Here is a 22,788-nt window from a genome sequence, read left to right as displayed (position 1 = left end):
TCTGTTCATGTTTTAGAAAGAATACTTAATGCCTAGCTGGAAGTTACGAGATGCCATAGGGTAGTTACCCCGGCTATTTCCGCTTCCACTGGAAGTGAGTTCATAGGCCTTGTCTCCTAAATTATAAACATTTAAGTAAACACTGGCAGCTGGCGTCATTTTATAATTGGCAGCCAGATTCCAAACCCAGTAACTGCTGTCAACAAATCGATTGCGACTTAGTCCGGTTGCACTCTGACCGTTGACATTCACATCCCACTTCGTATCAGTATAACCTACTTTCACACGATACCCATTGGGTTGGCTGTTATTTTCTTCAACTAAATAGCCCGCGTTATTTTCATTGTTTTCCGTATGTACATAGGAATAACCAACTTCGCTGTAATAATGTTCAGAAAGCTTATGATGAATATCAAGTTCGAAACCACGTTTCTTTTGTTTAGCAATATTGCGCGCCCACGCATTGTAATTGTTGTCATAATCCCACTCAATGGCGTCTGTAAGTTTGCTGCTAAAGCAATTGGCTGTCACTGATGTATTATTATTTAGTTTTTTATTCACCCCGACACTAAGTACATGTCCTTTTTCCGGTTTAAGGTTAGGATCCCCTTTTGTAGACGTACCATAATATTCCAAATCATAATACAGGTCATCCAAATTAGGGGCCTTAAATACTCTATTGTAGGATAAATAAATATCGGTAGATGAATCCGCACTATAGTTTATATTCACTTTTGGCGTGGTTTGTCCGCCAAATTTGCTATGATGGTCATAGCGCACGCCTGGTGTCATCGTCCATTTGTCTGTTACTGTAAAAATATCTTGTAAATAAAGTGCCGTATTAGTAACCGATTTATTTTTGTAATTTACCATATCATAATATTGATCATGATATATATTTTCCAGTACTTCGCCCTTTTCCCAGTCAAGACCGGTAACCACTTTATGACGGTCACCTAATTGCCAGCCTGTTTGATAAGCAAAACCTTGTGTTCTGGTTTTATAGGTACCGTAAAAACCCTGGTTCATATAGTTAGCAAAGATGCGGGCAAAACCAGGCACGTCTTTTTGTTTATTGAAATCATAGGTTAACGCCCAGTTATTTGATAACTTTGCCGATTGATTGAGAGATCCTACACTTGGGTAATTTACCCCAAACGGTTGTCCGCCTTCATCATCCCAATGTTCAAAGTTAAAGGTAACCGAACGGTTATCATCAATTGTTTTATCCAGCCGCATGGTAAAGCCCTGTCCCTCATATTTGCTATTAGGCCACCGATAACTGTCACCTTTACTACTGCCTGACGTTAAGGCTGGATTTAACACATTGTATTTCGTATAATCCTGTTCCTTTTTATTAGCAGTAATATACCAGCTAAAGCCATTTTCACTCCCTTGTGTGCTAAACCCATAATTACGTGTGCCCCAGGAACCAACTGAAACGTCCATTGTGGTTTTAGCTTCTGTACCTTTGCGGGTAATAATATTAATCACTCCGCCGACTGCGTCAGAGCCATACAATGCCGAGGCGCCGCCTTTAACAATTTCAATCCGTTCAATATTATCCAGCGAAATAATCGAATTTAAATCAATACTAGACCGACTGCCAATTACACCTTGGGGTTGGCTAATCCTGCGCCCATCAATCATTACCAGCACACGGTCATCGCCGTTTAACCGAATTGTCTGACTTGCACCAGCAAAGCCCTTGGTAGTGACAATGACTCCATTAACGTCTCGGAGCACATCCCCTAAGTTGGCGAAAGCCCCTTTTTCAATCTGTTCTCTGGATACAACCGCAACATTCGCAGCCGTTTTCGCTGCTGATGTCGGCACCCGGTTAGCCGTTATCACCACTTCATCAAACGAAAACTGATCTTGCTTATCTGCCTCTTCCGCCAATGAAACACCCGGTACCTGAACTAACAATGCGCTGGTCACCATCGCCCATAGCCATGTTTTGCCTGTACTTGTAGACTTCTTTCTTTTCACCATTATTCACTCCTATTTTATGTTTTACGCTTTCAGCCTAAATGCCACCGGTGCCTTCAACGCCCGCCTGGCGTGCTTTTTCCGGATAATTTGGTTCCCGGCGCGACAATATTCCGGGAGGAATGAACAATCCATTACTTATCCTTCCTTTCCGTCGCGATAGCCACCCGCACAGCCCCTGCTAGTTTCAATTCATCAAGAACAGCTACCACTTTGCCATATTCAGCCGCTTTATCAGAGCGCAGGATAAAAACCAGGTCACTCTGCTTACTCATTTCCAGCTGTACCCGCTTTTTCAGTAATTCCAGTGGTACATCTTCCTGTTCAAACAAAATTCGTCCCTCTTTGGTAACCGCAATTGCCACACTGTGTGGTTTGTCACTTTGCGCCGAAGCAGCTTGTGGCAAATTAACAGGTATGGTCTGCTGATCAACCATATAGAGAGTACTCATAATGAAAAACACCAGTAAAAAAAAGATAATATCAATCATGGGAATAATCATCAGCTTAGGCTGGCGCTCAGTACGCAGATTACGCAATTTCATGACGTTTCTCCTGTTTGATATGCCCTATCAGCAATAGGCAAGTCTGTTCAATCTGGGTAATCAGTTTATCAAGCCGGTGGTTGAAATAACTATATACAATCATAGCTAAAGTAGCTACACATAAGCCGGAAGCGGTAGCAACAAGCGCTTCCCCGACACCACCAGTAATAGCCTGGGGCTGACCGGCTTTAATATTCATGACACTGAAAGAACCAATCATGCCAATAACCGTTCCCAAAAGGCCCAAAAGCGGCGCAATGGTTACAATGGTGTCTAAATGGCTTAGATTGGTTCGCAGACCGGCAACAGCCAATGCCGCCTCTCCTTCCAGAACACTTTCGATATTGGCACAGCCACGCTGAACATAACCAATACCCTTAGCAGCAACAATAGCCGCAATACCCTGGGTCTGGCAACATAATTCATGGGCTGCCGCCCACTCAGTCTGTTCCAGCAATGGCGTCAGCTGTTCGGTAAACTTGCACATATTGGTATTCATCTTTTGATAGTATAAAAACCGTTCCACCCCAATGGTCACAACCAGTAATGAACAGGCCGCAATTAAATACATAACCGGGCCGCCTTTTTGGAAAATGCCAAAGGCTTCTGCTATAACACTCATTTTTCTTCCTCCTTTTTTGTATAGTATTTTACCTAAAAATACTGTGGATAAACAGCCCGGGCTACGTCCTGCACTCCAAGTACAATGTACTGTGAGGTAGCAGTTAAGTGTCTGTCAGGCACAGCAACCATTTTTTTATTGCGAATAGCTTTTACCGACTGCAATGCCGGGTCATTCTGCACATCCTCAGCAAACTTCGTTATATCGGTTTTGCCGGTATAATCCCAGTCAGGCAGCAAAATTACATCTGGATTAACACTGACAATTTGTTCTTTGGACATTACGTCCTCACGGCTCAGTCCGGCCAACGCCGCACCTTCAATTACCCCTGCCTGACGGCAGATATCTTCAAATGTACTGCCTTTGCCGCCACCATCGCCCATCAGTGAAAACCGAATCACTACCTGCTGACTATCTTTAGGAATCTGCCGTACTTTCTCGTTAACTTGCTCCAGTTGGTTTTCCATTTCGGCTACCAAACGTTCACCGGCCTGCTCTTCGCCAACAACATGAGCAATCATTGTAATAGATTGTTTGACTTCGTCAATGGTTGTTGCTGTTTTATAGACGTAGACCGGAATGCCTACCTCCCTAAGCGTTTGGGCTAACGCCGCCGGCCGCCAGTCGGGAATAATTACAAGGTCTGGCTGGAGTGCAATAACGCTCTCAGCATTGGCCTGCACTTTCTTGGGAACAGCTTTAGCTTGCTCAACAATATTGGATACTCCACTGACATCAGATAAATCCGCCAGAGCCGCAATACGTTCTGGGCCTACCAGAGCCATAATAATCTCAGCCGTGCTGATAGAGAGCACTACAATCCTCTGTGGTTTTTGCGGAAGCTGCAATACATAGCCAGTACTATCTACAACTTCGTAACCACCAGAACCGGCTGTACTTTTGTCTTGAGGCGAACTACTAGTATTCTTTTCGGTACAGCCGCCGGTGAATAGTAGCAGTAGTCCTAGAACCAGGAGCATGCTCCAGTGGAGGAATGGTCGTTTCACTGAATTTACTAATGTCATAGCTTCATCTCCTACGGGTTGTCTCTTCAACAGCTACTATGCAGCATCTTTATAGCCATAATAGAGCAAACCGGTGTTATTTTCTATTGCTAATTGAGAAAACAGCTGCAAATAGCAAAACTCCCGACCGTTTACAGCCGGGAGTACTAACAGTAAGCTAATAAAAATCTCCTGGTATATAAAACCAGGAGCGAATCAACTAGTGCGCCACAAAAACGCCTACTGTAATCCCCTCCCCAAACCTCGTGGGTAACAAACGGTGATTGTCAGACAGGCAGTTCTCCTGACTTCGGATCATTGCTTGCTTAAACCTTCCCAGGAAATTCATCCCAGTGGTATATTTTAAACTTGCTCCCCGTTACAGTGGCGGGACCGCGCCGGCTTTTCACCGGGTCTTCCCTATTAAGCCCATTTGGGCACCTACCTCAAATATTCTGTTTTCAATATTTAGTATATACCTCGGTTAAAATAGTTGTCAAGTTTTACCTTACAGAGATTTATGAATCTCTGCACTCATAGGGTGGTTGGAATTTACTTGTTTCTGCTTTAGTTTATTGATAACTCGGCTCAATGACAGAAATCCCTCCATCGTGTAAACAAAGACATTACTAAAACCGGCATCTTCGTAAATAATAGATAAATCGCGTTACATACAGACAACCCGGTTTCTTCCGGCCGCTTTTGCTTTGTACAATGCATCATCAGCCCGCTTAAAAAGCCTTGCCGGCGTATCGTCCTGCCGTAACTCAGCTACACCTATGCTGACAGTTACTTTTACCATAGCATCCCCTGTAGGCATAAATACTTCAGTCTGGAGTTGACCGCGAATACTGTCTGCAATCTGTACTGCCGCCGCACAATTGCTGCCTGGCAATAAGACAACAAACTCTTCTCCCCCATACCGGAAAGCCATTTGGGACTGTTCAAGGACATTCAGCAATACTTGAGCAAGCTGGCTGAGCACTTGATCACCCTGTAGGTGTCCATATCTATCATTATAGATTTTGAAATGATCAATATCGATTATCATTAATGTCAATAACCTGTTTCTCTCCAGGGCTGCATCTATTTTTTGCTCCATAACCTTAGTAAAATAACGTTTATTATATAAGCCGGTCAATTCGTCTGTGAGACTTAAATTCCGGTAATATTTCATGTGTTTTGTCAATACCATTTCTTTTAAACGCAAAGTTTTAAATCTTTCCGATAAGGCAAAAGAAAGTAAGATGGATTCGCCGGCAGTTGCTACCAATAGATAATTGACTGCAGTAAATGTATCAGGGATATATGCGGCCATTACCCATACTACAATTCCTACCGCGAGCACACCCCAGGCTAGTAAATAGTACCTGGCTGGACGAAACCCCTGACGCAAACGCCAAACAGCCACCGCCATATATACGCTAGGACCAGCCAGACCCAATCCATGTGCCAGCTGATTAGCCCAAATAGTATAGCCAAAAAAGCCCCAGAACCTTGAACCAAAGCTGCTACCACAAGTACTGCCCTCGTTTTATTCCAAAGAGCATTGCTCTCAATCTGCAGAAAATAATGGGTAAAGTAAATCGACGCAATAAAGGCAGCAGTTAGCCACACCCAAAAAATCGCATTATAGCTTTGATAAGCAATATCAAGCCACAGCTTGAGATGCCCATGCACTTGAAACTGATAGAGCAACATGAAGCCGATATATAACACGTAGTACAAGTAAGATTTGTCCTGTAAAACGAAACATATAAACAAATTATAAAAAAACATAGCTAGCAAGATTCCATAGAAAATGCCAAAACCCAGATTTTTTAAAAAAGCCTCTGTATGGAAAGAATTATCCCGCCATAGTACTACCGGCAGCCTAAGAGCCGAACTACTTTCAAGCCGAAGATACAAAAACTGGTCTTGCCGGTATTGATCCGGAATGGAAAACACCCAGCTATTATCCAAGACATCCCTATTGGCGGCAGGCCTGCTTACCCCCACTGATTTTGCAAGATAACCTACACCGGCAACCGCACTGTTATCGTTAATCGGTATAAACAAATCTATTTTGTCAATATTAGGATTCTGAAATTCCAGTATTTGACTAGCCGTAATAGCGCCCGGATTATTGGGCGGTAGTTGAAAGCGCAACCAGTAGATTGATTTTGTAATACCCAAAGAAATGATTTGGTGGGGATACTGCTTAAATTGATTAGCAAAAACAGAAGAGTTTATGGCCGCAAAGTCATATTCTCCCCTTACATCCTCAATTAATTCAAAAGTAGTTATCGGGTATGCACTATGTTCCGACTTTTGCGAAGCATCGGCCTTACCTAAAAAACCGCCGGGAATAATCGCTAGAATTGTCAATAATCCTATGATCCAATATTTTTTCGTCATTTGCAGTATCCCCAACCCGCTTCCAATATTCAATAATATTAATTATTTACATAGTATGGGGGTTACGTTCGATATCGGTGCTACCTTTTCCTTTCCAGCGGAACAAAAAGCAAGTTGGTAGACCATACCATATCCATAAACGAGTGTCAATACCAGTGCAAGGATTACTAATTGACAATTATGACAAAACAATTTATAGTTAAAGTAGTTGTTTTGAATCATGAAGATTTAACATTTCGGTATGAAATCCGTGGAATAGCTCCTTGGATGTTCATGCCTTTTTTAACTGTATTTCAGGAAGGTGAAAATATATGTGCACTACTAAATTTTGGACAGAGGCCTGGCAGGAAGTCCGAAATACCTCCAACCAGGCTCCCAGTTATGGCAATAAGCAAGGCTGGCAGCAGTTCTGGAATTCATTCGCCGAACAATATGCCTTGCGCAACCGTCAAAGCCGCTCTATCTATAATGCAGTTGTTGAGGGACTTGTGGCTGATGGTGTAATCAGTCCCTTCAGCATGGTTCTTGACATAGGTTGTGGTGCCGGTACATATACCTTACCCCTGGCTTCCAAGGTCAGACAAGTGACTGGCCTGGATACGGCCGACCAGATGCTGGCGATGCTAAAATCCGAGGCCATACATGAAGGACTTACCTGCCGAATTGAGCCGTTACAAGCAGACTGGCTGGATTTTCCGGCTGAGCCAGCCTATGATGTCGTCTTTGCGGCCAACACGACTGCCATCAATGATTATGACAGCTTAATGAAAATGAATGCGGTGTCTCGCGGTGTCTGCTGCCTTATCGGCTTTGCCGGCACCTACCATATTAAGGTTCGTGCCCTCCTGTGGGAACATCTTATGGGAGAACCACCTGAGCATATGGCCTTTGATATCCAATATCCTTTTAACATTCTCTACCATGAACGCTTCCTGCCAAACCTCAAATTCTATAGTTACCGCGAGCGTTACCGGGAAACCTTAGCATACATGATTGAGTATTATACCAGCTATTTTGCCTTGTTTGGGCTGGAAGGCCCGGAAACAACAGCGAAAATTACCGAGTTTCTGACCAACCGGGCTGTCGAGGATTATTGCTCCGAACTAATTAATACAACAATTGGTGTTCTTTGGTGGCGTACTGACCGAAAGACAACTATTTTAGAATAACCTGACTATATATTATCTTTATTCAGATTCCATTACTTTCAAGAAAGTCCCGCAGTAAATTCATACAAACAGTCTTTCTGTACTCTGCCGAAATTCTACCTCTGATAGGAACAACTGCCTGGGCAAAGGCTGCAAGATAGTCTTCCTTGACAGCCTTTGCTTCATTGATTGTCTTCCCAACAAGCATAGCATCAATATCTGCCCGTCTGATGATAACATCACTGACTGCACCAAAAGCTGTCCTACAAGTAACAATCTTACCCTGCTCGACGTTAAGTACGGCTGCAAATGATACTCTGGCAATAGCCAAAGCACCTCTGGCCCCCACCTTCTTATAGTAATAATTACCAAGACCTGTTCGCTTCATTAGAATCTCTACTAGTAGTTCATCTGCCTGGAGGGATGTTTTCCTATTACCAAGATAGAACTCGGTAATAGGAATCACCCGTTCACCTTTGCTGCTAACAAGACGTAGTTTAGCGTCTGTCGCAAAAAGGATCAGCGCACTGTCAGCCTTCGGCGAACCGTTGCAGATATTGCCGCCAACAGTACCAATATTACGGATTGCCGGTGCCGCAATTTGGGCAACTGCTTCCTTTAGTATAGCAGGAGCCAATGTACTTTCAATAATATCAGTAAACGTACAGGCAGCGCCAATACGAATATACTCCTTGTCTTCTACTATATTTTTCATCTCAGGTACTTTAGAAAGAAACAAATAGTTTGCCTTTTCATCTGCCGCAATCATCAAATCAGTACCTCCGCCGTAAGGGGTAACCGCTTCCCTGACCAGAATAGCCAAGGCCTCACTTAGCGATGTTGCTTGATAGCCATTTACCATAAACCCTGTCCCCCCTTTGCTGCAATCCCAATCGCTTCAACAATCGCATTATACCCAGTACATCTGCACAGATTACCAGAAATACCTGCGCGAATTTCGGCTTCGGTAGGGTTTGGATTTTGGGCAAGGATACATTCGGAAGCCAAAATCATGCCTGGAATACAAAAACCGCATTGTACAGCGCTGACAGCAGCATAAGCCTTTGCAAGAACGGCAAAGCGTTCTGTTTCACGATAACCTTCAATAGTCACCAGTGTACTGCCTTCAATATACCCCATGGCTACCAGGCACGAGTTAACCAATTTACCATCAAGAATAACAGAACAGGCGCCGCATTCTCCTTCTTTACAACCACATTTTACACCAGTGAGATTAAATTCATTGCGCAAAACATCAAGTAAACGCTCATTTGCTTTAGCAAGCGATGTAACCTCTTGGCCGTTAAGCGTAAATTTTATCAACCTTTATCGCCTCCCCTGCAAAACTCTCATGGTATCTTCTTGGGTGAACGGCGCCTTATGCAAATTAGTGCCAAGTGCATTTTCCATCGCTTCCACATAAGCCGGAGCGGCCCCGACAAGCGGAAGTTCACCTGCCCCCTTTGCTCCATATGGACCGTGAGTATAGGGATTATTCATAATTTCAGTCACAAGCTCTGGCACATCCACCGCGGTAGGAATGATGTAATCGCTGAAGCTATTATTACGAATCATCCCTTTCTCATTGTAATCCATCTGCTCCATCGCAGCATAACCAATCCCCTGTAAAAAACCGCCCTGCATCTGTCCCTGGATAATATTCATATCAACAGGAACACCAACATCGAAAATCCCCCAGGCCCCCAAAATCTTTGTCGTTGCAGTAAGCGTGTCTACTTCCACTTCAATCGCATTAACAGACCAGGAATAAGTTGGGTAAGCATCTCCTTTGAATTCTTCCAGACTAAATGGAATCACAAAATCAGGCTCACTGAAATGTTCTTCGATAACTTGTTCTTTTCCCTCAATCCATTCTTTTTTAAGCTTCGCTGCTGCCTGTTGCAGCAAACCGCCAACTGTCATTAGCGACCGGCTTGCTACCGTCGGACCTGAATCCGGCACACGATCCGTATCCGGGTTATCAATATACACCCTGTCATAAGAAATGCCAAGAGTATCGGCAACAATTTTACAGAAAGTCGTTTTGATACCTTGACCCATATCGGTATTGCTTGCCAGAATCTCTACCATACCAGCGGCGTTTTTTCGAATCCTGACAACAGCCTTAATAATGTCCCGCTCACCACTGCCAGTAAAACCACAGCCATGAAAAAACATCGACATACCAATACCTTTACGAAAGCGCCCTGTCTGATTCTGGTACAGCTTGCGTTTGGCACGGTAAGCAGCAAGTTCATCAAGCCGCTGAATCATTTCCGGTAAAGGTACATGGAAATGAAACTTGCCGTTTGTAGATGTAGCATCCCCTTGCTGCACAATATATTTTTCTTTTAGTTCAAGCGAGTCAAGTCCCATTTTCTTAGCAATATGAGCCATAACCATTTCTACTGCAAAAAAAGTCTGCGGTGCGCCAAAACCGCGGTATGCTCCGCAAGGTACCGTATTAGTCTTAACTGCCCGTCCGGCAACACGCAGATTATCAATGCGATATACACCGTTTGCACAAATTAAGCCCCGCTGCAAAACAACAGCTGAAAGTGTGGTGTAGGCACCGCTATTAAACAGCACATCAATATCCATGCCAATAATTTCACCGTTTTTAATAGCTACTTTATAGGTGCATAGTGATGGATGACGTTTGGACGTAAACTCCATGTCTTCGCGCCGGTCAAATATGACCTTAACTGGTTTGTTTGCCTTTTGGGCCGCTACTGCAATTTGACACGCAAGTATGGAGGGAAACGCTTCCTTGCCACCAAAGGCTCCACCAGTAACATCTTGGATAACCTGAACGTCCTGTTCCTCATAGCCTAATGCGTTAGCGACTGCAGCATGCACATAATAGGGACACTGCATCGAACCGCGTACCGTCATTCGTCCTGCATGCGGATAAGCAATTAAACCCTGTGGCTCAAGATAAGCCTGTTCCTGATAACCAGTCTGAAAAGTCTCGCTGAAAACATGATCAGCTGCTCTCAAAGCCTTCTCGATATCTCCTTTGGCATAATTGTAATTGAAAAAAACAGTATCTGATTGACGCATATCGAGAATTGGAACTTGTTCTTCATATATGACGACAATAGCATGCAAAATTTTCTCAACTTCTTTAACAGCCGGGCCGACAACCATCAAAATTGGCTCACCAACATATTCTACCGTATCTTCGGCATAAACCGGAGTGTCATAAACGATTATGGCAACACGATTTTCACCGGTAACGTCGTGCTTGTCAACAACAAAATAACCTGTAGGCAATGCCGGAAGAATAATCTTGGTGACGCGTGCTTTTGCTTTTGCCGAGCGCAACAACCTGCCATAAAGCATGTCGTCCATTACATGATCATCCACATAAAGAGCACGACCGCTTATTTTCGCTTCATGATCTTTTTTCTTGGTGGATTTACTAATCATTTCCATACAATGCCTCCTAACATCTTTTTATGTAAAAAGAACTCCCCCCTATTTTATAGTAGTTGTTACAATTATTATAAAATAAGGGGGAGTTCTTTTCTATCGTAGTTTACCAGGACTTACCCTGAACAAGCTCATTTACTTTCGTAACAGCTTCTTTAATAGATACCACCAGTGGCCGGGCTTCTAACCCGACTATATCGAAGTGTTGTTGATTAACAGGTATCAGTACTTTACGCGCATCAGCCGAAGCAACGGCCTCGGCAATTTTAGGCGTAATCTCACCCATCAGGGAATTAGGAATAATAATACCAATTGGCCCTACTACTATATCGACTTTGCGGATGGAGACAATAACAGCGTTTTCGCCTGTCGCACCACGCATAGCTCCCGCCCGTACCATATTGTTGGTCGCCAATGCATTGGTTCCCAGCGCAATAATATCCGCTTTCTGCCCCAATTGTGCTGATAACTGGGTAACCAGCTGCACACCAAGGCCTCCGCCCATGCCATCAATAACCGCGATTAACATTACCTTATTACCACCTTCCGCTAAAACTGGACGATTGTCGTATATATTCGGCCAGCAACACCCAAACTCCTGCAAACTTACACTTAGACCTTTATGGTACTGGATTTGCTGAAATCATCTTGACAAAGACCATAAAATGGGTTATAAATAAGTAGTTAATGCATTGATAGGGAAAATACACTGCGGTATGACGCTCCAGAGAGCTGTTGGTTGCTGAGAAACAGCGCGCAGAGCAGTCGTGAAACTCACCCTAACAGCCAACTGAAGGCAAAATTATTTCCTGGTGGTTGAAGCGAGTAGGTGTGAACGGTTTTCTCGCCGTTATTATGAGACAGCATTCGTCATTTTGACAATGCCGCAGAGTTGATATATCTCATATCAACAAGAGTGATACCACGGAAGTTTGCGCTTTCGTCTCTTAGCAGAAATGCTTCGGGGACGAAAGCTTTTTTCATTGCTGGGCATAGCTAAATAAGCAGACCGATTAGTATAGTTCTAAAAAAGATTTGTGAGGAGACTGCAATGAAACTTGCTTTTTCTACCCTTGGTTGTCCCGATTTCAGTTGGACAGATATGTATTCCATGGCCAAAGATTTCGGATTTGATGGCATTGAAATCCGCGGACTGGGCAATGATGTTGTGCGTGTACATCCTTTTACCGCAAGTCAAATCCCGCAAGCAGTCCAAAAGCTCTCAGAACTACACCTCGAAATTCCTTGCTTTTCTGCCGGTTGCTGCTTAAAGTACGCGGAAAAAGCGGAAGAAAACCATGAACAGCTTGTGCAGTATATTTTACTAGCCGCCAAGTTTGGCACGCCCTATGTCCGCATTCTGGGCGACCTTGATCCTCAACCAAACGGTGAGGTGGATGATGGGGTTGTACTTGACGCATTAAAACGCCTGGTTCCCATAGCCGAAGAAAATGGCGTAACCCTGCTGGTGGAAACCAATGGTGTTTATTCCGATACTGCCCGCCTATGCCTGCTGCTTAATCAAGTGGCAAGCGACGCAGTGGCCGCTCTGTGGGATATACATCATCCCTACCGCTTTGCAGGTGAGACACCAGGACAGACGGTACAAAATCTTGGTGCCTATATTAAATATGTACATATTAAGGATTCCATTATGATGGATGGCATAATCCACTACCGCGTAATGGGTGAAGGAGATTTGCCAATTGACGCCATCATGATGGCATTGAGCTCCATAAAATACGATGGCTATGTTTCACTTGAATGGATCAGGCACTGGGCACCAGACCTTGATGATACGGGAGTTATTTTTCCAAATTTCGCAAACTACATGAGCCGTTTCATTGAGAAAGCTACGGCCAAGGGCCGTCTGTTTGACAATAACGCCAAAACCGGCAAATATGTTTGGGAGAAAGATACGCTCATTGACTTGACCTTCCCTCAGGTGCTTGACCGCATGGTTAATGAGTTTCCCGATCAATATGCTTTTCGGTATACCACAATGGATTATACCCGAACCTACTCGGAATTCCGGGACGATGTCGATACCTTTGCCTGTGCGCTAATTGCCTTAGGCGTCAGGCCAGGTGACCATGTTGCCATCTGGGCAACTAATGTCCCTCAGTGGTTCATTACCTTTTGGGCCACAACCAAGATTGGTGCGGTGCTTGTCACTGTAAATACAGCCTACAAGATTTATGAGGCGGAATATCTGCTCCGTCAGTCAGATACACATACACTTGTGATGATCGACGGTTATAAAGATTCCGATTATGTCGGTATTATCAAAGAGCTTTGCCCGGAGCTTGAAACCGCCGATGCGGAGAAACCACTGCACATAAAACGTCTGCCTTTTCTGCGCAATATAATTACGGTTGATTCAAGGCAGAAGGGTTGCCTGACATGGGAAGATGCCATAGCCATGGCTAATAACGTTCCCATCGAAGAGGTTTATCGCCGCGAACGTTCTATCAACAAGCATGATGTGTGCAACATGCAGTATACCTCGGGAACTACCGGCTTTCCAAAGGGTGTCATGCTCACTCACTATAATGTGGTAAATAACGGAAAGAATATCGGCGACTGCATGGATCTTTCCACAGCCGACCGCATGATGATTCACGTACCCATGTTCCATTGCTTCGGTATGGTGCTTGCCATGACAGCTTCAATGACTCATGGCGTTACCATGTCGCCGATGCCGTATTTCTCACCTAGGCTATCACTGGAATGCATCAACCGGGAGAAAATAACCTGCTTCCACGGAGTCCCCACCATGTTTATTGCGATGTTAGAGCATGAGGACTTTCCGAAAACAGATTTTTCTAATATACGAACAGGCATTATGGCCGGCAGCCCTTGTCCTGTCAAGGTAATGCAGGATGTTGTAGACAAGATGAACATGACTCAGATAACAATAGTGTTCGGGCAGACCGAATCTGCACCCGGCTGCACCCAAAGCCGCGTAGATGATTCTGTTGAATTGCGTGTTACCACCGTAGGCCGTGAATTACCTGGAGTTGAGTGTAAGATTGTAGATCCCAAAACCGGCAAAGATATGCCTGACAATATGGATGGCGAGTTTGTAGCCCGCGGCTACAACATCATGAAGGGTTACTACAAAATGCCTGAAGCAACTGCAGCTGTCATTGACAAGGACGGTTGGCTTCACACCGGCGACCTGGCAAGGCGTGATGAAAATGGATACTACAAACTTACCGGACGCATTAAGGATATGATTATTCGGGGTGGTGAAAATATCTATCCTAAGGAAATCGAAGATTTTATCTATACACATCCCAAAGTCAAGGATGTTCAGGTAATTGGCGTGCCCGACAAGCAGTATGGCGAGGAAATTGTTGCGTGCGTGATCCTCAAGGCAGGGATGATCCTAACGGCCGACGAGCTTAGAGATTATATCCGTTCCCATATGGCCAAGCATAAAACCCCCCGCTATATCGATTTTGTTACTGAATTTCCAATGAATGCCGCCGGAAAGATCATGAAGTATAAGATGCGCGAACAGGCAATTCAAAAGTTAGGCTTACAAGCAGACAGCCGGATTGAGACCGCATGACAATATATAAAAAATTCTGGAGGTTATCATGAACAATTATCCTACCGACTTTCAAAGAGCTATTGACTTTCACGGGCATTGCTGCCCCGGGCTTACTATCGGTTACCTGGCCGCCAGGGCTGCCTTGGCACATCTCAAGGTAGAACGAGCCGCCGACGAAGAACTTGTTGCTATTGTCGAATCTGACGGCTGTGGTATTGATGCCATACAGGCTATTTTAGGCTGCACCATCGGTAAAGGCAATCTGATCTACAAAGATCATGGCAAGCAAGCCTATACGGTTGGCAATCGTAGCACAGGTAAGGCTGTGCGGGTTGTTGTAACAGGCGATAGAATACCCTTGACACCTGAGCAGGAAATCATCAAAACTGCCGTGTTCAGCGGACAAGCTACACCTAAGCAGGAAGAATCCTGGCAAAAGCTTCAGTCTGAACGCATTGCCTGTCTGCTAGCTACCCCGCCTGAGGAAATATTTAAAATCCAGGACGTCGAACTCAAACTACCCTCAGAAGCCAAAATCTTCAACTCTGTTATTTGCGAGTACTGCGGCGAAAAAGTCATGGAAGCCCGCGCCCGGTTGAAAAATGGTAAAATTGCTTGTCTGGCCTGTACCGAAGAATATAGCCGGGGATGGTAAGACAAGAGCGAGGTAATTTTATGCACAATGCCAAGTTTTGGGCCAATGCCTGGTCTGAGTACCGTCAAACTGTACGAAAACAGAGTCCTGACCCCCAAACCTGGATCGAATTTTGGAACAGCTTTGCCGGTAGTTATGCCAAAAATACTAACACCAACCGGCAAACCCATCAGGACATCATTGAACAGCTTATAGCGCAGGGAGCCGTCAAACCAGGTGATAGCTTACTTGACATTGGCTGCGGCCCTGGCACCTATGCGTTGCCTTTGGCTGCTAAAGGCGTTAAAGTGACTGGTCTGGACACAGCCAGTCAAATGCTGTCTACACTCCAACACAAGGCCGATAAAGCGGGGCTATCTGCTCATATTGATTGCTTGCATGCCGATTGGAATGACTTAGCGGCAAAACCGGTCTATGATATTGCGTTTGCTGCCAAAAGCCCGGCCATTGATGACTATGACAGCCTCATGAAAATGATCAAAGTAGCCCGCAAAGTTTGCTGCCTCATTGGCTTTGCCGGTCAGCACAGCCTTACTTTGCGCCGCCTGCTATGGGAGAGACTTCGCGGCCAAGCTCCGCCCGGCCCCTCTTTTGACATTATTTACCCTCTCAACATCCTTTACCAAGAAGGCTATCGCCCTAACTTGACTTTTTACAGCTACAGTCACGACCAGCAAGAGCCGCTTGATTATCTGGTTGAGCACTACACCCGCTATTTTTCTGTGTTTGGCATCAGCGGCCCCGATACCGAAGCCAGTATTCGCGACTTCTTAGAGTCCCGCTCCATTGATGGCTTGTGTTCTGAACAATCAGCAACAACTATTGGAGTTATGTGGTGGAGGGTTACAGCGAAACTGCCATAAAGAAAAAGTCTAAAGCGCCTGCTGCACTCAATTATGCAGCAGGCGCTTTCTTATACATTAAACTGAATAGTAAACACCGTTCCTTTGCCTAACTCACTTGCTACATCAACCGCAGCACCATGCAGGTTGATGATCTCTTTGGCAATGGCTAAGCCCAGGCCGGTACCGCCAGTGATGCGGGTATGGGACTTGTCGACTTTATAAAATCGCTCCCAAATATACGGCAAGTCCTCGGGGGGAATACCGCAGCCAGTATCTGCGATGCTAAGTGTCAGTACATTGTTAACTGTCCCCACACTTAGGGTAATTGTTCCGCCAGCCGGGGTAAATTTAAGCGCATTATCCAGTAAAATCAGGACTAATTGGGTTAAGCGATCACCATAGGCCTGAATTTCCGGCAAACCATCAGCAATCGCCGTCAGCAGGGTAACGCCCTTTTCCTGGCTTGGTTTTTTAAACAAAGTTACAATGTTATCCACAATTTCTGCCAGGAATACCGGTTCCTTCTCCAACGTGGCCGTACCGGCTTCTAAGTGACTAAGATCCAATAGCTCATTGATTAGCTTTTGCAGCCGTATAGATTCATCGTGCATGACTTTGTGGTATTTCTCCACTTGCTCAGGCTGAGAGATTGTCCCGTCCAAGAGCGCCTCATTATAGCCGCACATAATCGTCAGCGGTGTTCTGAGTTCATGCGACACATTGGCAACAAAATCACGTCTGAGTTTATCTGTTTTTTCGGTTTTATTCACAAACTCATTAAGTGCTTTAACCAGCAGATTTAATGACCGGCTTAAATCACCGACTTCATCGTTGGTCTCGACTTTGGCCTGAACGGTATAGTCACCACCCGCCATAGCTGAGGCCACTGCCTGCATGGATCGCAGTGGCCGGATAATGCTTGTCGAAAGATAATTGGCGATAACTATCGTAAGCAGTATCCCCACCGTTCCGGCTGCGGCAATATACCAGTAAATCCGGCTGAGAAAACCGTCAAATCCGGATAAAGGTGCATTTATTAACACAGTACCCTGTGGCTGCTTCTCACTTTGGCTCAGTGGCACAGCAACAAGCAGCATGTTTTCCTCATAATAGGGATGATATACCTTTTTTGCCCAAGCTGTCCCGCTAGCTGCTTCCAACTGCTGCCTTACTTCATCAATTCCGCTTATAGCTGCAAGGCTTGACGATTGTCCGGACTGTGGCTCTGCAGCCTTGTCTGAAGACGCGTCTGGCATCGCAGCAGACAGCATGCCCTGGCCCATACCAGCGCCATGCCGCCGCATCCTGCCTTGACCTTTTGTTATATCACAAGCCTGATCCATGGGACTTTTTTTCATCATCCCGGCCCGACGGCGGATGCCACCTGCTGGTGCCTGCTGTTCCTCGGAGGCGGCAATTAAGTTAAACGAGTCGTCTACCACCCAGACTCTGGCACTGAGCAAACTATCAATACTGTTAATAAAATTAGCCAACTGACCATAATTGATCTCGCCATTATAATAGCTGTTAACCACCCGCGCGGTTTCATAGGCCTTGTCAGTCAGTTCACGCTGCTTGCTGGCAAAAAAGTAATCGCGGATTAGGAGCGAAACCCCGGTAGATACAATTACCAATACCAAGGCAACGACAATAATGAAACTGCCTAGCAATTTATGCTGCAGCGATATTCTCACTTTTTCACCTCAAATTTGTAACCTATACCCCATACTGTTTTTATATCCCAGGGTGAAGTCGCATTAATCGCCAATTTTTTTCTAATCCGTTTAATATGGGTATCGACCGTACGCGTATCGCCGCAATAGCTGTAACCCCAAACACTCTCTAACAACTGTTCGCGGGAAAATGCCCGTCCTGGCTGAGCAGCAAGCTCCCAGAGCAGCTCTATTTCCTTATTCGCAAAGGAAATTTCCTGGTCAAAAGCCGTAACCGTATGCTTAGCCATGTCAATTGTCAGATGTGGATAGCTTAAAGCGGGCGCCGGCTGTTGCTGCGGCGCAGCCAAACGGCGCAATACCGCCTTGACCCTGGCAACCACCTCCCGGGAGTTGAAGGGCTTTGTCACATAATCATCGGCACCAAGCTCAAGACCCATAATGCGATCCTCATCTTCAGCCCGCGAAGTCAGCATAATAATAGGTATATTGGAAAACTTACGGATCTGACGGCAGACCTCCAGGCCATCCAAAACAGGCATCATAATATCCAAAATGATGATATCCGGCTTGTATTCCTGATTTTTTATAAGTGCCTCTGCACCGTCAGCCGCCTCATGCACTGTGAAGCCCTCTTTATTTAGGTATAAAGCCAACAACTCCCTGATGGCCTGTTCATCATCAACAAGTAATACTGTTTTACCTGTCATAGTTTTCACCTCTTAGCAACAGCATACCACATGCTATATATAACGCGCCAACTTTTTGCAATTGACTGGTGCACTAACAAAGTGGCAGTCAACTGCCCGCAGTAGAGCATTGACAATATGTCTGCTCAAAAGAGCCTGCCGCAAAAGCGACAGGCTCTTTCAGCCGATTCTTATTGTTGAGCCGGAATGCTGTTATTACCGCAACTGCCGTTCATCGGCCCCATGCCCCGTCCTTGCCCCATATGACCATGACCACGTCCCCTACCCATCATGCCAAAATTACCGTCTTTCTGACGCTGTTCCATGAAAGAAATCTGCTCATCAGCCTGAGCCTGGGTTAGCCAGCCCCATTCAACCTTTTTTTGCAACACTTGTTTTCTGTGCTCAAATTGCTCTTGCTGCCAAGTTGCCATCTGGGCTTTTTGTTCGTCAGTCAGATTGGCTTGTTGTCCGGCCGCGCCGAAGAATGGACAAGCCTGACCAAGATTGTTTCCTGGAGCCGCAAATGCGACTGCACCCGCTAACGACAATACGAGCGTACCGATTAAAGCAAAACTAGTGAACTTTTTCATAGTCAATCACTCCTTATTAGTATTTGACTTTAGTATAACGTATTTTTTTTACCAAAGTGTGACCAAACTGTGAACAAAGAATGAACACTTTTAGGATTAATTTGCTTTTTGCAGTCATTATTTGATAAAGTATACTGTGTAATGGTTGTATATCATAGCACAAGGAAGGTGATTGTACCATGGCTGATAAATTTGACATTGGCATTGTCGGCGGCGGCCCAGCAGGCGTATTTGCCGCTTATGAGCTTGTCATCAATAACCCTGCTAGCAACATTATTCTTATAGAAGCCGGGCAGGACATCTATTCGCGGCATTGCCCTATCTCCGATAAAAAAGTTCTTACTTGCATTAACTGCAACCCTTGCGGTATTATGCGCGGTTTTGGCGGCGCGGGAGCATTCTCTGACGGCAAGTATAACTTCACCACCCAGTTTGGCGGCTGGCTCAATGAGTATCTTTCTGATCAAACTGTGCTCGATTTAATTGATTATGTTGATCAAATCAACTTGAAGTACGGCGCACCAGCAGAATATTTCAGCACCCAAAACAGCGGGCTGGGCAAAGAGGCCTTAAAGTTTGACCTGCACCTATTAGATGCTAAGGTTCGCCACTTGGGTACCGAAAATAATCTGAAAATCCAACAATCAATCTATGACTATCTTCAGAAAAATATCACTATGCTATTCGGCGTAACGGTAAATTCTATTAAAAAACAAGACAGCACCTTTATCCTGGAAACAGCCAAAGACGGAGTCATTGAATGCGATTATCTGATAGCCGCACCTGGCCGCGCCGGTTCTGAGTGGTTTTCCCATCAATGCCATGACCTTGGTTTATCACTAACCAATAACCAGGTGGATGTCGGGGTGCGGGTGGAAATCCCGGCAGAGGTGTTTCAACACATAACCGATGACGTATATGAAGCCAAACTGGTATACCGAACCAAACAGTATGGTGATTTAGTCCGAACTTTCTGCATGAACCCCAAAGGATATGTTGTTGCCGAAAACACGGATGGCATTGTTACTGTAAACGGCCACAGCTACCGCGACGAAAAGCTTCATAGTAAAAACACCAATTTTGCGCTATTAGTCAGTAACAAATTTACCGAACCGTTCACTGAACCCCACCAATATGGTAAACGCATTGCTTCCTTTTCCAACATGCTCGGCGGCGGTGTACTGGTACAGCGTTTTGGTGATCTGTTAAAAGGCCGCCGTTCCAATGAACACCGTATGACAAAAAGTTTTACCAAACCCACCCTAAAAGCCACTCCCGGTGATTTAAGCTTAGTATTGCCCAAACGCCATCTGGACAATATTATTGAGATGATTTATGCCCTCAATAAAATTGCTCCCGGCATGACAAATGACGACACGCTGCTATACGGAGTTGAAGTCAAATTCTACAGCTCGCGCCTTAAGCTAACTGAAGAATTGGAAACCGAGATTGAGAATATGTTTGCCATCGGTGATGGTGCCGGTATTACCCGCGGCCTGTCACAGGCCAGTGCCAGTGGCATCCATGCTGCCCGAATTATCAGTGCACGGCTAAAAAAATAACCAAAAATAGACCACCAGGTACAGTTGTACTTGGCGGTCTATTTTTGGTTTCACTACTAAACCATCGTCCTATTAAAATACTCTGACGTACGTTGATATATATCACTATCACCTACCACAACGATCTTGTCATAAGCTTTAATTACGGCATTGGGACCTGGTGATATAATAATTTCTGTGCCGCGACGAATGGCTACCACTGTGGCGCCTGTATGCTGCCATAATCGTAGTTGACTGATGGTCTGGCCTGTGATATGAGCATCGGCTGTTACTGCAATTTCCACCGGATTATAGGGCGTAAGGTTTCTCAGCCGATCAGAATAATTGATTATTTCCGTAAGCACTGTCTCGAGTTTTACATCAAGGTCGCGTTTTTCCCGTAAGAGAATTTCGATTTCCTGACGCAGTGAATAAACGGACTCCGCGCTTTTATAACGTTCGATAAAATCATATGACTTTTCCACTGAGAGAATGGTTACTTCTTTGCCTTGCGAGACATCGACGACCCCCTCATCTTTCAATAGCGATATAGCCTTCCTAATGGTTTCCGGTGACACATTATAGTGACCGGCAAGTAACGTCCGCCCTGAAATTTTGCTGCCTTCCCCAAATTCACTGTTAATAATTCGCTGCGCTACATCCAGTGCAATAGCGCGAAAAATCGGGACTTGCCCCTTCATCTAGCATCCTCCAAACTTGCAACATAGTATTAATACGATGTTCACCTATTAATACTATGTTCACAGACATAATTCCTGCTAGATATATCTAAATACTTCCTGTAAACTTATCCCTAGTTAATACCCATAACCAACCGGTCTTGTCCTGGCCCATATTCGTTTTTCTAAGCTCAGTTACTTCAAATCCCAGCTTTTCTTTGTACTCCTTAATCCTTTCTAAACACTTTTTTTACATATCTGGATTGACTCACTGAAAGTAACCCTGAATAAGTAACATGAAATGCCAGTTCATCACCAACTTGTATCTTTCTTGTTGTATCTGTAATATCAAGAATCGTATGGTCGCTGCTGGCTCCTAATATCGTTATGCTCTTATCAACAGGAATAATACCTTCAATATACGCATCCTGTTTACCTAAAGCAACAATAGCCTTATTTCGAATACCCACATCTGCGAATTCCGGTATATTCCCAAAAGCATCCCGGCCGATGTTGCCAATAGGAACCGATGGTTTGAGTTTGACTTCAATCACTTCTGCTTTTAATACAAAAGCATCATTTTTGAGCCAATCTATTATCCGTTGATTTGTCGTGTCCGTTCCAAGCAATATTCCTTCCCCAATACGCAGTTGATTAATACCTGCAGGTATTTCCCCTTTTTCCACAAGTAATAGTGATGACGTACCACCACCAGAAAGGACCTCTATTGGTATACCTAATCTGTTCTCAATCATTTTACCAAGGTTCACCAAAATATTGAGGTTACTGTACTCTGGTAAAACACCACCAAAACAACCCATATTAGTTCCCAGCCCCACTAGCCTTATCCCTTCCACTCCTTCTACCTTGCGAACAGTATCCAGGACATTCTCAATCATAATGCCTTCGCGCAAATCACCCACATCAACCATTAAAATAATTTGATGATCTACCCCCATTTTTTTAGCAGCCTGTCCCAAAGCCTGGATAACAGCTACTTCAGAGTTGACACTTACGTTACAGTATTTTACTACATTGTCCACATTGCTTAACCGGGGAATGCGTAGTAAAGTAATAGATTCCAAACATCCTTCATTTCTTAATTCGAGGATATTTTCCATTCTGGCATCAGCTAATCCATCAACACCCCCTGCAAGGATAGCCATCACAATTTGCGGAATCGCGGTAAATCCTTTGGTCACTCCAAGTACCTCAATCCCTCGACTATGACAAAGTTCTACGATTCTAGCCGCGTTGTACTTGATTTTGTCCAAATCAACCTCTAGTCTTAGACTATCGCTCATCCCTCTTTTCCTCCAGTTACCACAACGTTCACAAAGATATAGTAACAAAAACCTGCTACCTGATAATTTTCAATTTTATTACATACAACTTAATAATAATTAAGGG

The 22,788-nt window shown here is 44.7% G+C and carries 18 protein-coding genes, 1 pseudogene and 1 riboswitch; of the genes and pseudogenes, 5 read left to right on the top strand and 14 right to left on the bottom strand.

Going from position 1 to position 22,788, the window contains the following annotated elements:
- Window positions 1-12 precede the first annotated feature (12 nt).
- The 5 genes and pseudogenes from AC1ECB_RS28065 to AC1ECB_RS28045 all read right to left on the bottom strand — a co-directional run.
- Window positions 13-1,995, bottom strand: a complete 1,983-nt coding sequence (locus AC1ECB_RS28065) for a TonB-dependent receptor plug domain-containing protein (protein WP_485666825.1) — start codon at window positions 1,993-1,995, stop codon at window positions 13-15.
- Between the two features lie 131 nt (window positions 1,996-2,126).
- The gene (locus AC1ECB_RS28060; RefSeq protein WP_485666824.1) at window positions 2,127-2,537 is read right to left on the bottom strand and encodes an ExbD/TolR family protein; all 411 of its coding nucleotides are present in this window, start codon (window positions 2,535-2,537) and stop codon (window positions 2,127-2,129) included.
- Window positions 2,524-3,159 carry a MotA/TolQ/ExbB proton channel family protein gene (locus tag AC1ECB_RS28055; RefSeq protein WP_485666823.1) on the bottom strand — a complete coding sequence of 212 codons (636 nt, stop codon included), beginning with the start codon at window positions 3,157-3,159 and terminating at the stop codon, window positions 2,524-2,526. Before AC1ECB_RS28055 ends, AC1ECB_RS28060 begins: the two co-directional genes overlap by 14 nt.
- A gap of 32 nt (window positions 3,160-3,191) precedes the next feature.
- A complete protein-coding gene (locus AC1ECB_RS28050; RefSeq protein WP_485666822.1) occupies window positions 3,192-4,184 on the bottom strand; it encodes an ABC transporter substrate-binding protein in 993 nt (330 codons plus the stop codon).
- A gap of 256 nt (window positions 4,185-4,440) precedes the next feature.
- Window positions 4,441-4,623, bottom strand: a riboswitch (cobalamin riboswitch).
- Between the two features lie 210 nt (window positions 4,624-4,833).
- A pseudogene (locus tag AC1ECB_RS28045) lies at window positions 4,834-6,431 on the bottom strand (7TMR-DISM family protein); the annotation flags it as partial.
- Window positions 6,432-6,871: 440 nt separating this feature from the next.
- On the opposite strand from AC1ECB_RS28045, the gene AC1ECB_RS28040 reads away from it, so the two are divergent.
- Entirely contained in the window at window positions 6,872-7,729 is an 858-nt protein-coding gene (locus AC1ECB_RS28040) for a class I SAM-dependent methyltransferase (RefSeq protein WP_485666821.1), read from the top strand.
- 22 nt (window positions 7,730-7,751) lie between these two features.
- Here AC1ECB_RS28040 and AC1ECB_RS28035 read toward each other — a convergent pair whose 3' ends face one another.
- From AC1ECB_RS28035 to AC1ECB_RS28020, 4 genes are all read right to left on the bottom strand, one after another.
- Window positions 7,752-8,570 carry an FAD binding domain-containing protein gene (locus AC1ECB_RS28035; protein WP_485666820.1) on the bottom strand — a complete coding sequence of 273 codons (819 nt, stop codon included), beginning with the start codon at window positions 8,568-8,570 and terminating at the stop codon, window positions 7,752-7,754.
- Window positions 8,564-9,031: a (2Fe-2S)-binding protein gene (locus tag AC1ECB_RS28030; protein WP_485666819.1), complete on the bottom strand. Its 468-nt coding sequence runs from the start codon at window positions 9,029-9,031 to the stop codon at window positions 8,564-8,566. The genes AC1ECB_RS28035 and AC1ECB_RS28030 overlap by 7 nt, the downstream gene beginning before the upstream one ends.
- A 3-nt stretch (window positions 9,032-9,034) precedes the next feature.
- Window positions 9,035-11,146, bottom strand: a complete 2,112-nt coding sequence (locus AC1ECB_RS28025) for a xanthine dehydrogenase family protein molybdopterin-binding subunit (RefSeq protein ID WP_485666818.1) — start codon at window positions 11,144-11,146, stop codon at window positions 9,035-9,037.
- 103 nt (window positions 11,147-11,249) lie between these two features.
- Window positions 11,250-11,672 carry a DUF3842 family protein gene (locus tag AC1ECB_RS28020; RefSeq protein ID WP_485666817.1) on the bottom strand — a complete coding sequence of 141 codons (423 nt, stop codon included), beginning with the start codon at window positions 11,670-11,672 and terminating at the stop codon, window positions 11,250-11,252.
- A 522-nt stretch (window positions 11,673-12,194) separates the two neighbouring features.
- On the opposite strand from AC1ECB_RS28020, the gene AC1ECB_RS28015 reads away from it, so the two are divergent.
- The 3 genes from AC1ECB_RS28015 to AC1ECB_RS28005 are packed head-to-tail and all read left to right on the top strand — an operon-like array spanning window position 12,195 to window position 16,220.
- On the top strand, window positions 12,195-14,720 hold the full coding sequence (locus AC1ECB_RS28015; protein WP_485666816.1) for an AMP-binding protein: 2,526 nt from the start codon (window positions 12,195-12,197) through the stop codon (window positions 14,718-14,720).
- Window positions 14,721-14,748: 28 nt separating this feature from the next.
- Window positions 14,749-15,357: an FmdE family protein gene (locus tag AC1ECB_RS28010; RefSeq protein WP_485666815.1), complete on the top strand. Its 609-nt coding sequence runs from the start codon at window positions 14,749-14,751 to the stop codon at window positions 15,355-15,357.
- A gap of 20 nt (window positions 15,358-15,377) precedes the next feature.
- A complete protein-coding gene (locus AC1ECB_RS28005; RefSeq protein ID WP_485666814.1) occupies window positions 15,378-16,220 on the top strand; it encodes an SAM-dependent methyltransferase in 843 nt (280 codons plus the stop codon).
- A gap of 50 nt (window positions 16,221-16,270) precedes the next feature.
- Here AC1ECB_RS28005 and AC1ECB_RS28000 read toward each other — a convergent pair whose 3' ends face one another.
- The 3 genes from AC1ECB_RS28000 to AC1ECB_RS27990 all read right to left on the bottom strand — a co-directional run bounded on the left by AC1ECB_RS28000 (window position 16,271) and on the right by AC1ECB_RS27990 (window position 19,157).
- Window positions 16,271-17,896 (bottom strand): sensor histidine kinase, encoded by a 1,626-nt coding sequence (locus tag AC1ECB_RS28000; RefSeq protein ID WP_485666813.1) that lies wholly within the window; start codon window positions 17,894-17,896, stop codon window positions 16,271-16,273.
- A complete protein-coding gene (locus AC1ECB_RS27995; RefSeq protein WP_021166514.1) occupies window positions 17,893-18,585 on the bottom strand; it encodes a response regulator transcription factor in 693 nt (230 codons plus the stop codon). Before AC1ECB_RS27995 ends, AC1ECB_RS28000 begins: the two co-directional genes overlap by 4 nt.
- 170 nt (window positions 18,586-18,755) lie before the next feature.
- On the bottom strand, window positions 18,756-19,157 hold the full coding sequence (locus AC1ECB_RS27990; protein WP_485666812.1) for a DUF2680 domain-containing protein: 402 nt from the start codon (window positions 19,155-19,157) through the stop codon (window positions 18,756-18,758).
- A gap of 179 nt (window positions 19,158-19,336) precedes the next feature.
- Between AC1ECB_RS27990 and AC1ECB_RS27985 the strand changes: the two genes are divergently transcribed.
- Window positions 19,337-20,719, top strand: a complete 1,383-nt coding sequence (locus tag AC1ECB_RS27985) for an NAD(P)/FAD-dependent oxidoreductase (protein WP_485666811.1) — start codon at window positions 19,337-19,339, stop codon at window positions 20,717-20,719.
- 56 nt (window positions 20,720-20,775) lie between these two features.
- On the opposite strand, the gene AC1ECB_RS27980 is transcribed toward AC1ECB_RS27985, so the two are convergent.
- On the bottom strand, window positions 20,776-21,399 hold the full coding sequence (locus tag AC1ECB_RS27980) for a GntR family transcriptional regulator (protein ID WP_021166511.1): 624 nt from the start codon (window positions 21,397-21,399) through the stop codon (window positions 20,776-20,778).
- A gap of 206 nt (window positions 21,400-21,605) precedes the next feature.
- A complete protein-coding gene (locus AC1ECB_RS27975) occupies window positions 21,606-22,682 on the bottom strand; it encodes an alanine/ornithine racemase family PLP-dependent enzyme (RefSeq protein ID WP_485666810.1) in 1,077 nt (358 codons plus the stop codon).
- Between the last annotated feature and the right edge of the window lie 106 nt (window positions 22,683-22,788).

It is taken from the genome of Sporomusa sp. 246TCP1 (assembly GCF_057319775.1).
This window is presented reverse-complemented; position numbering and strand designations above follow the sequence as displayed.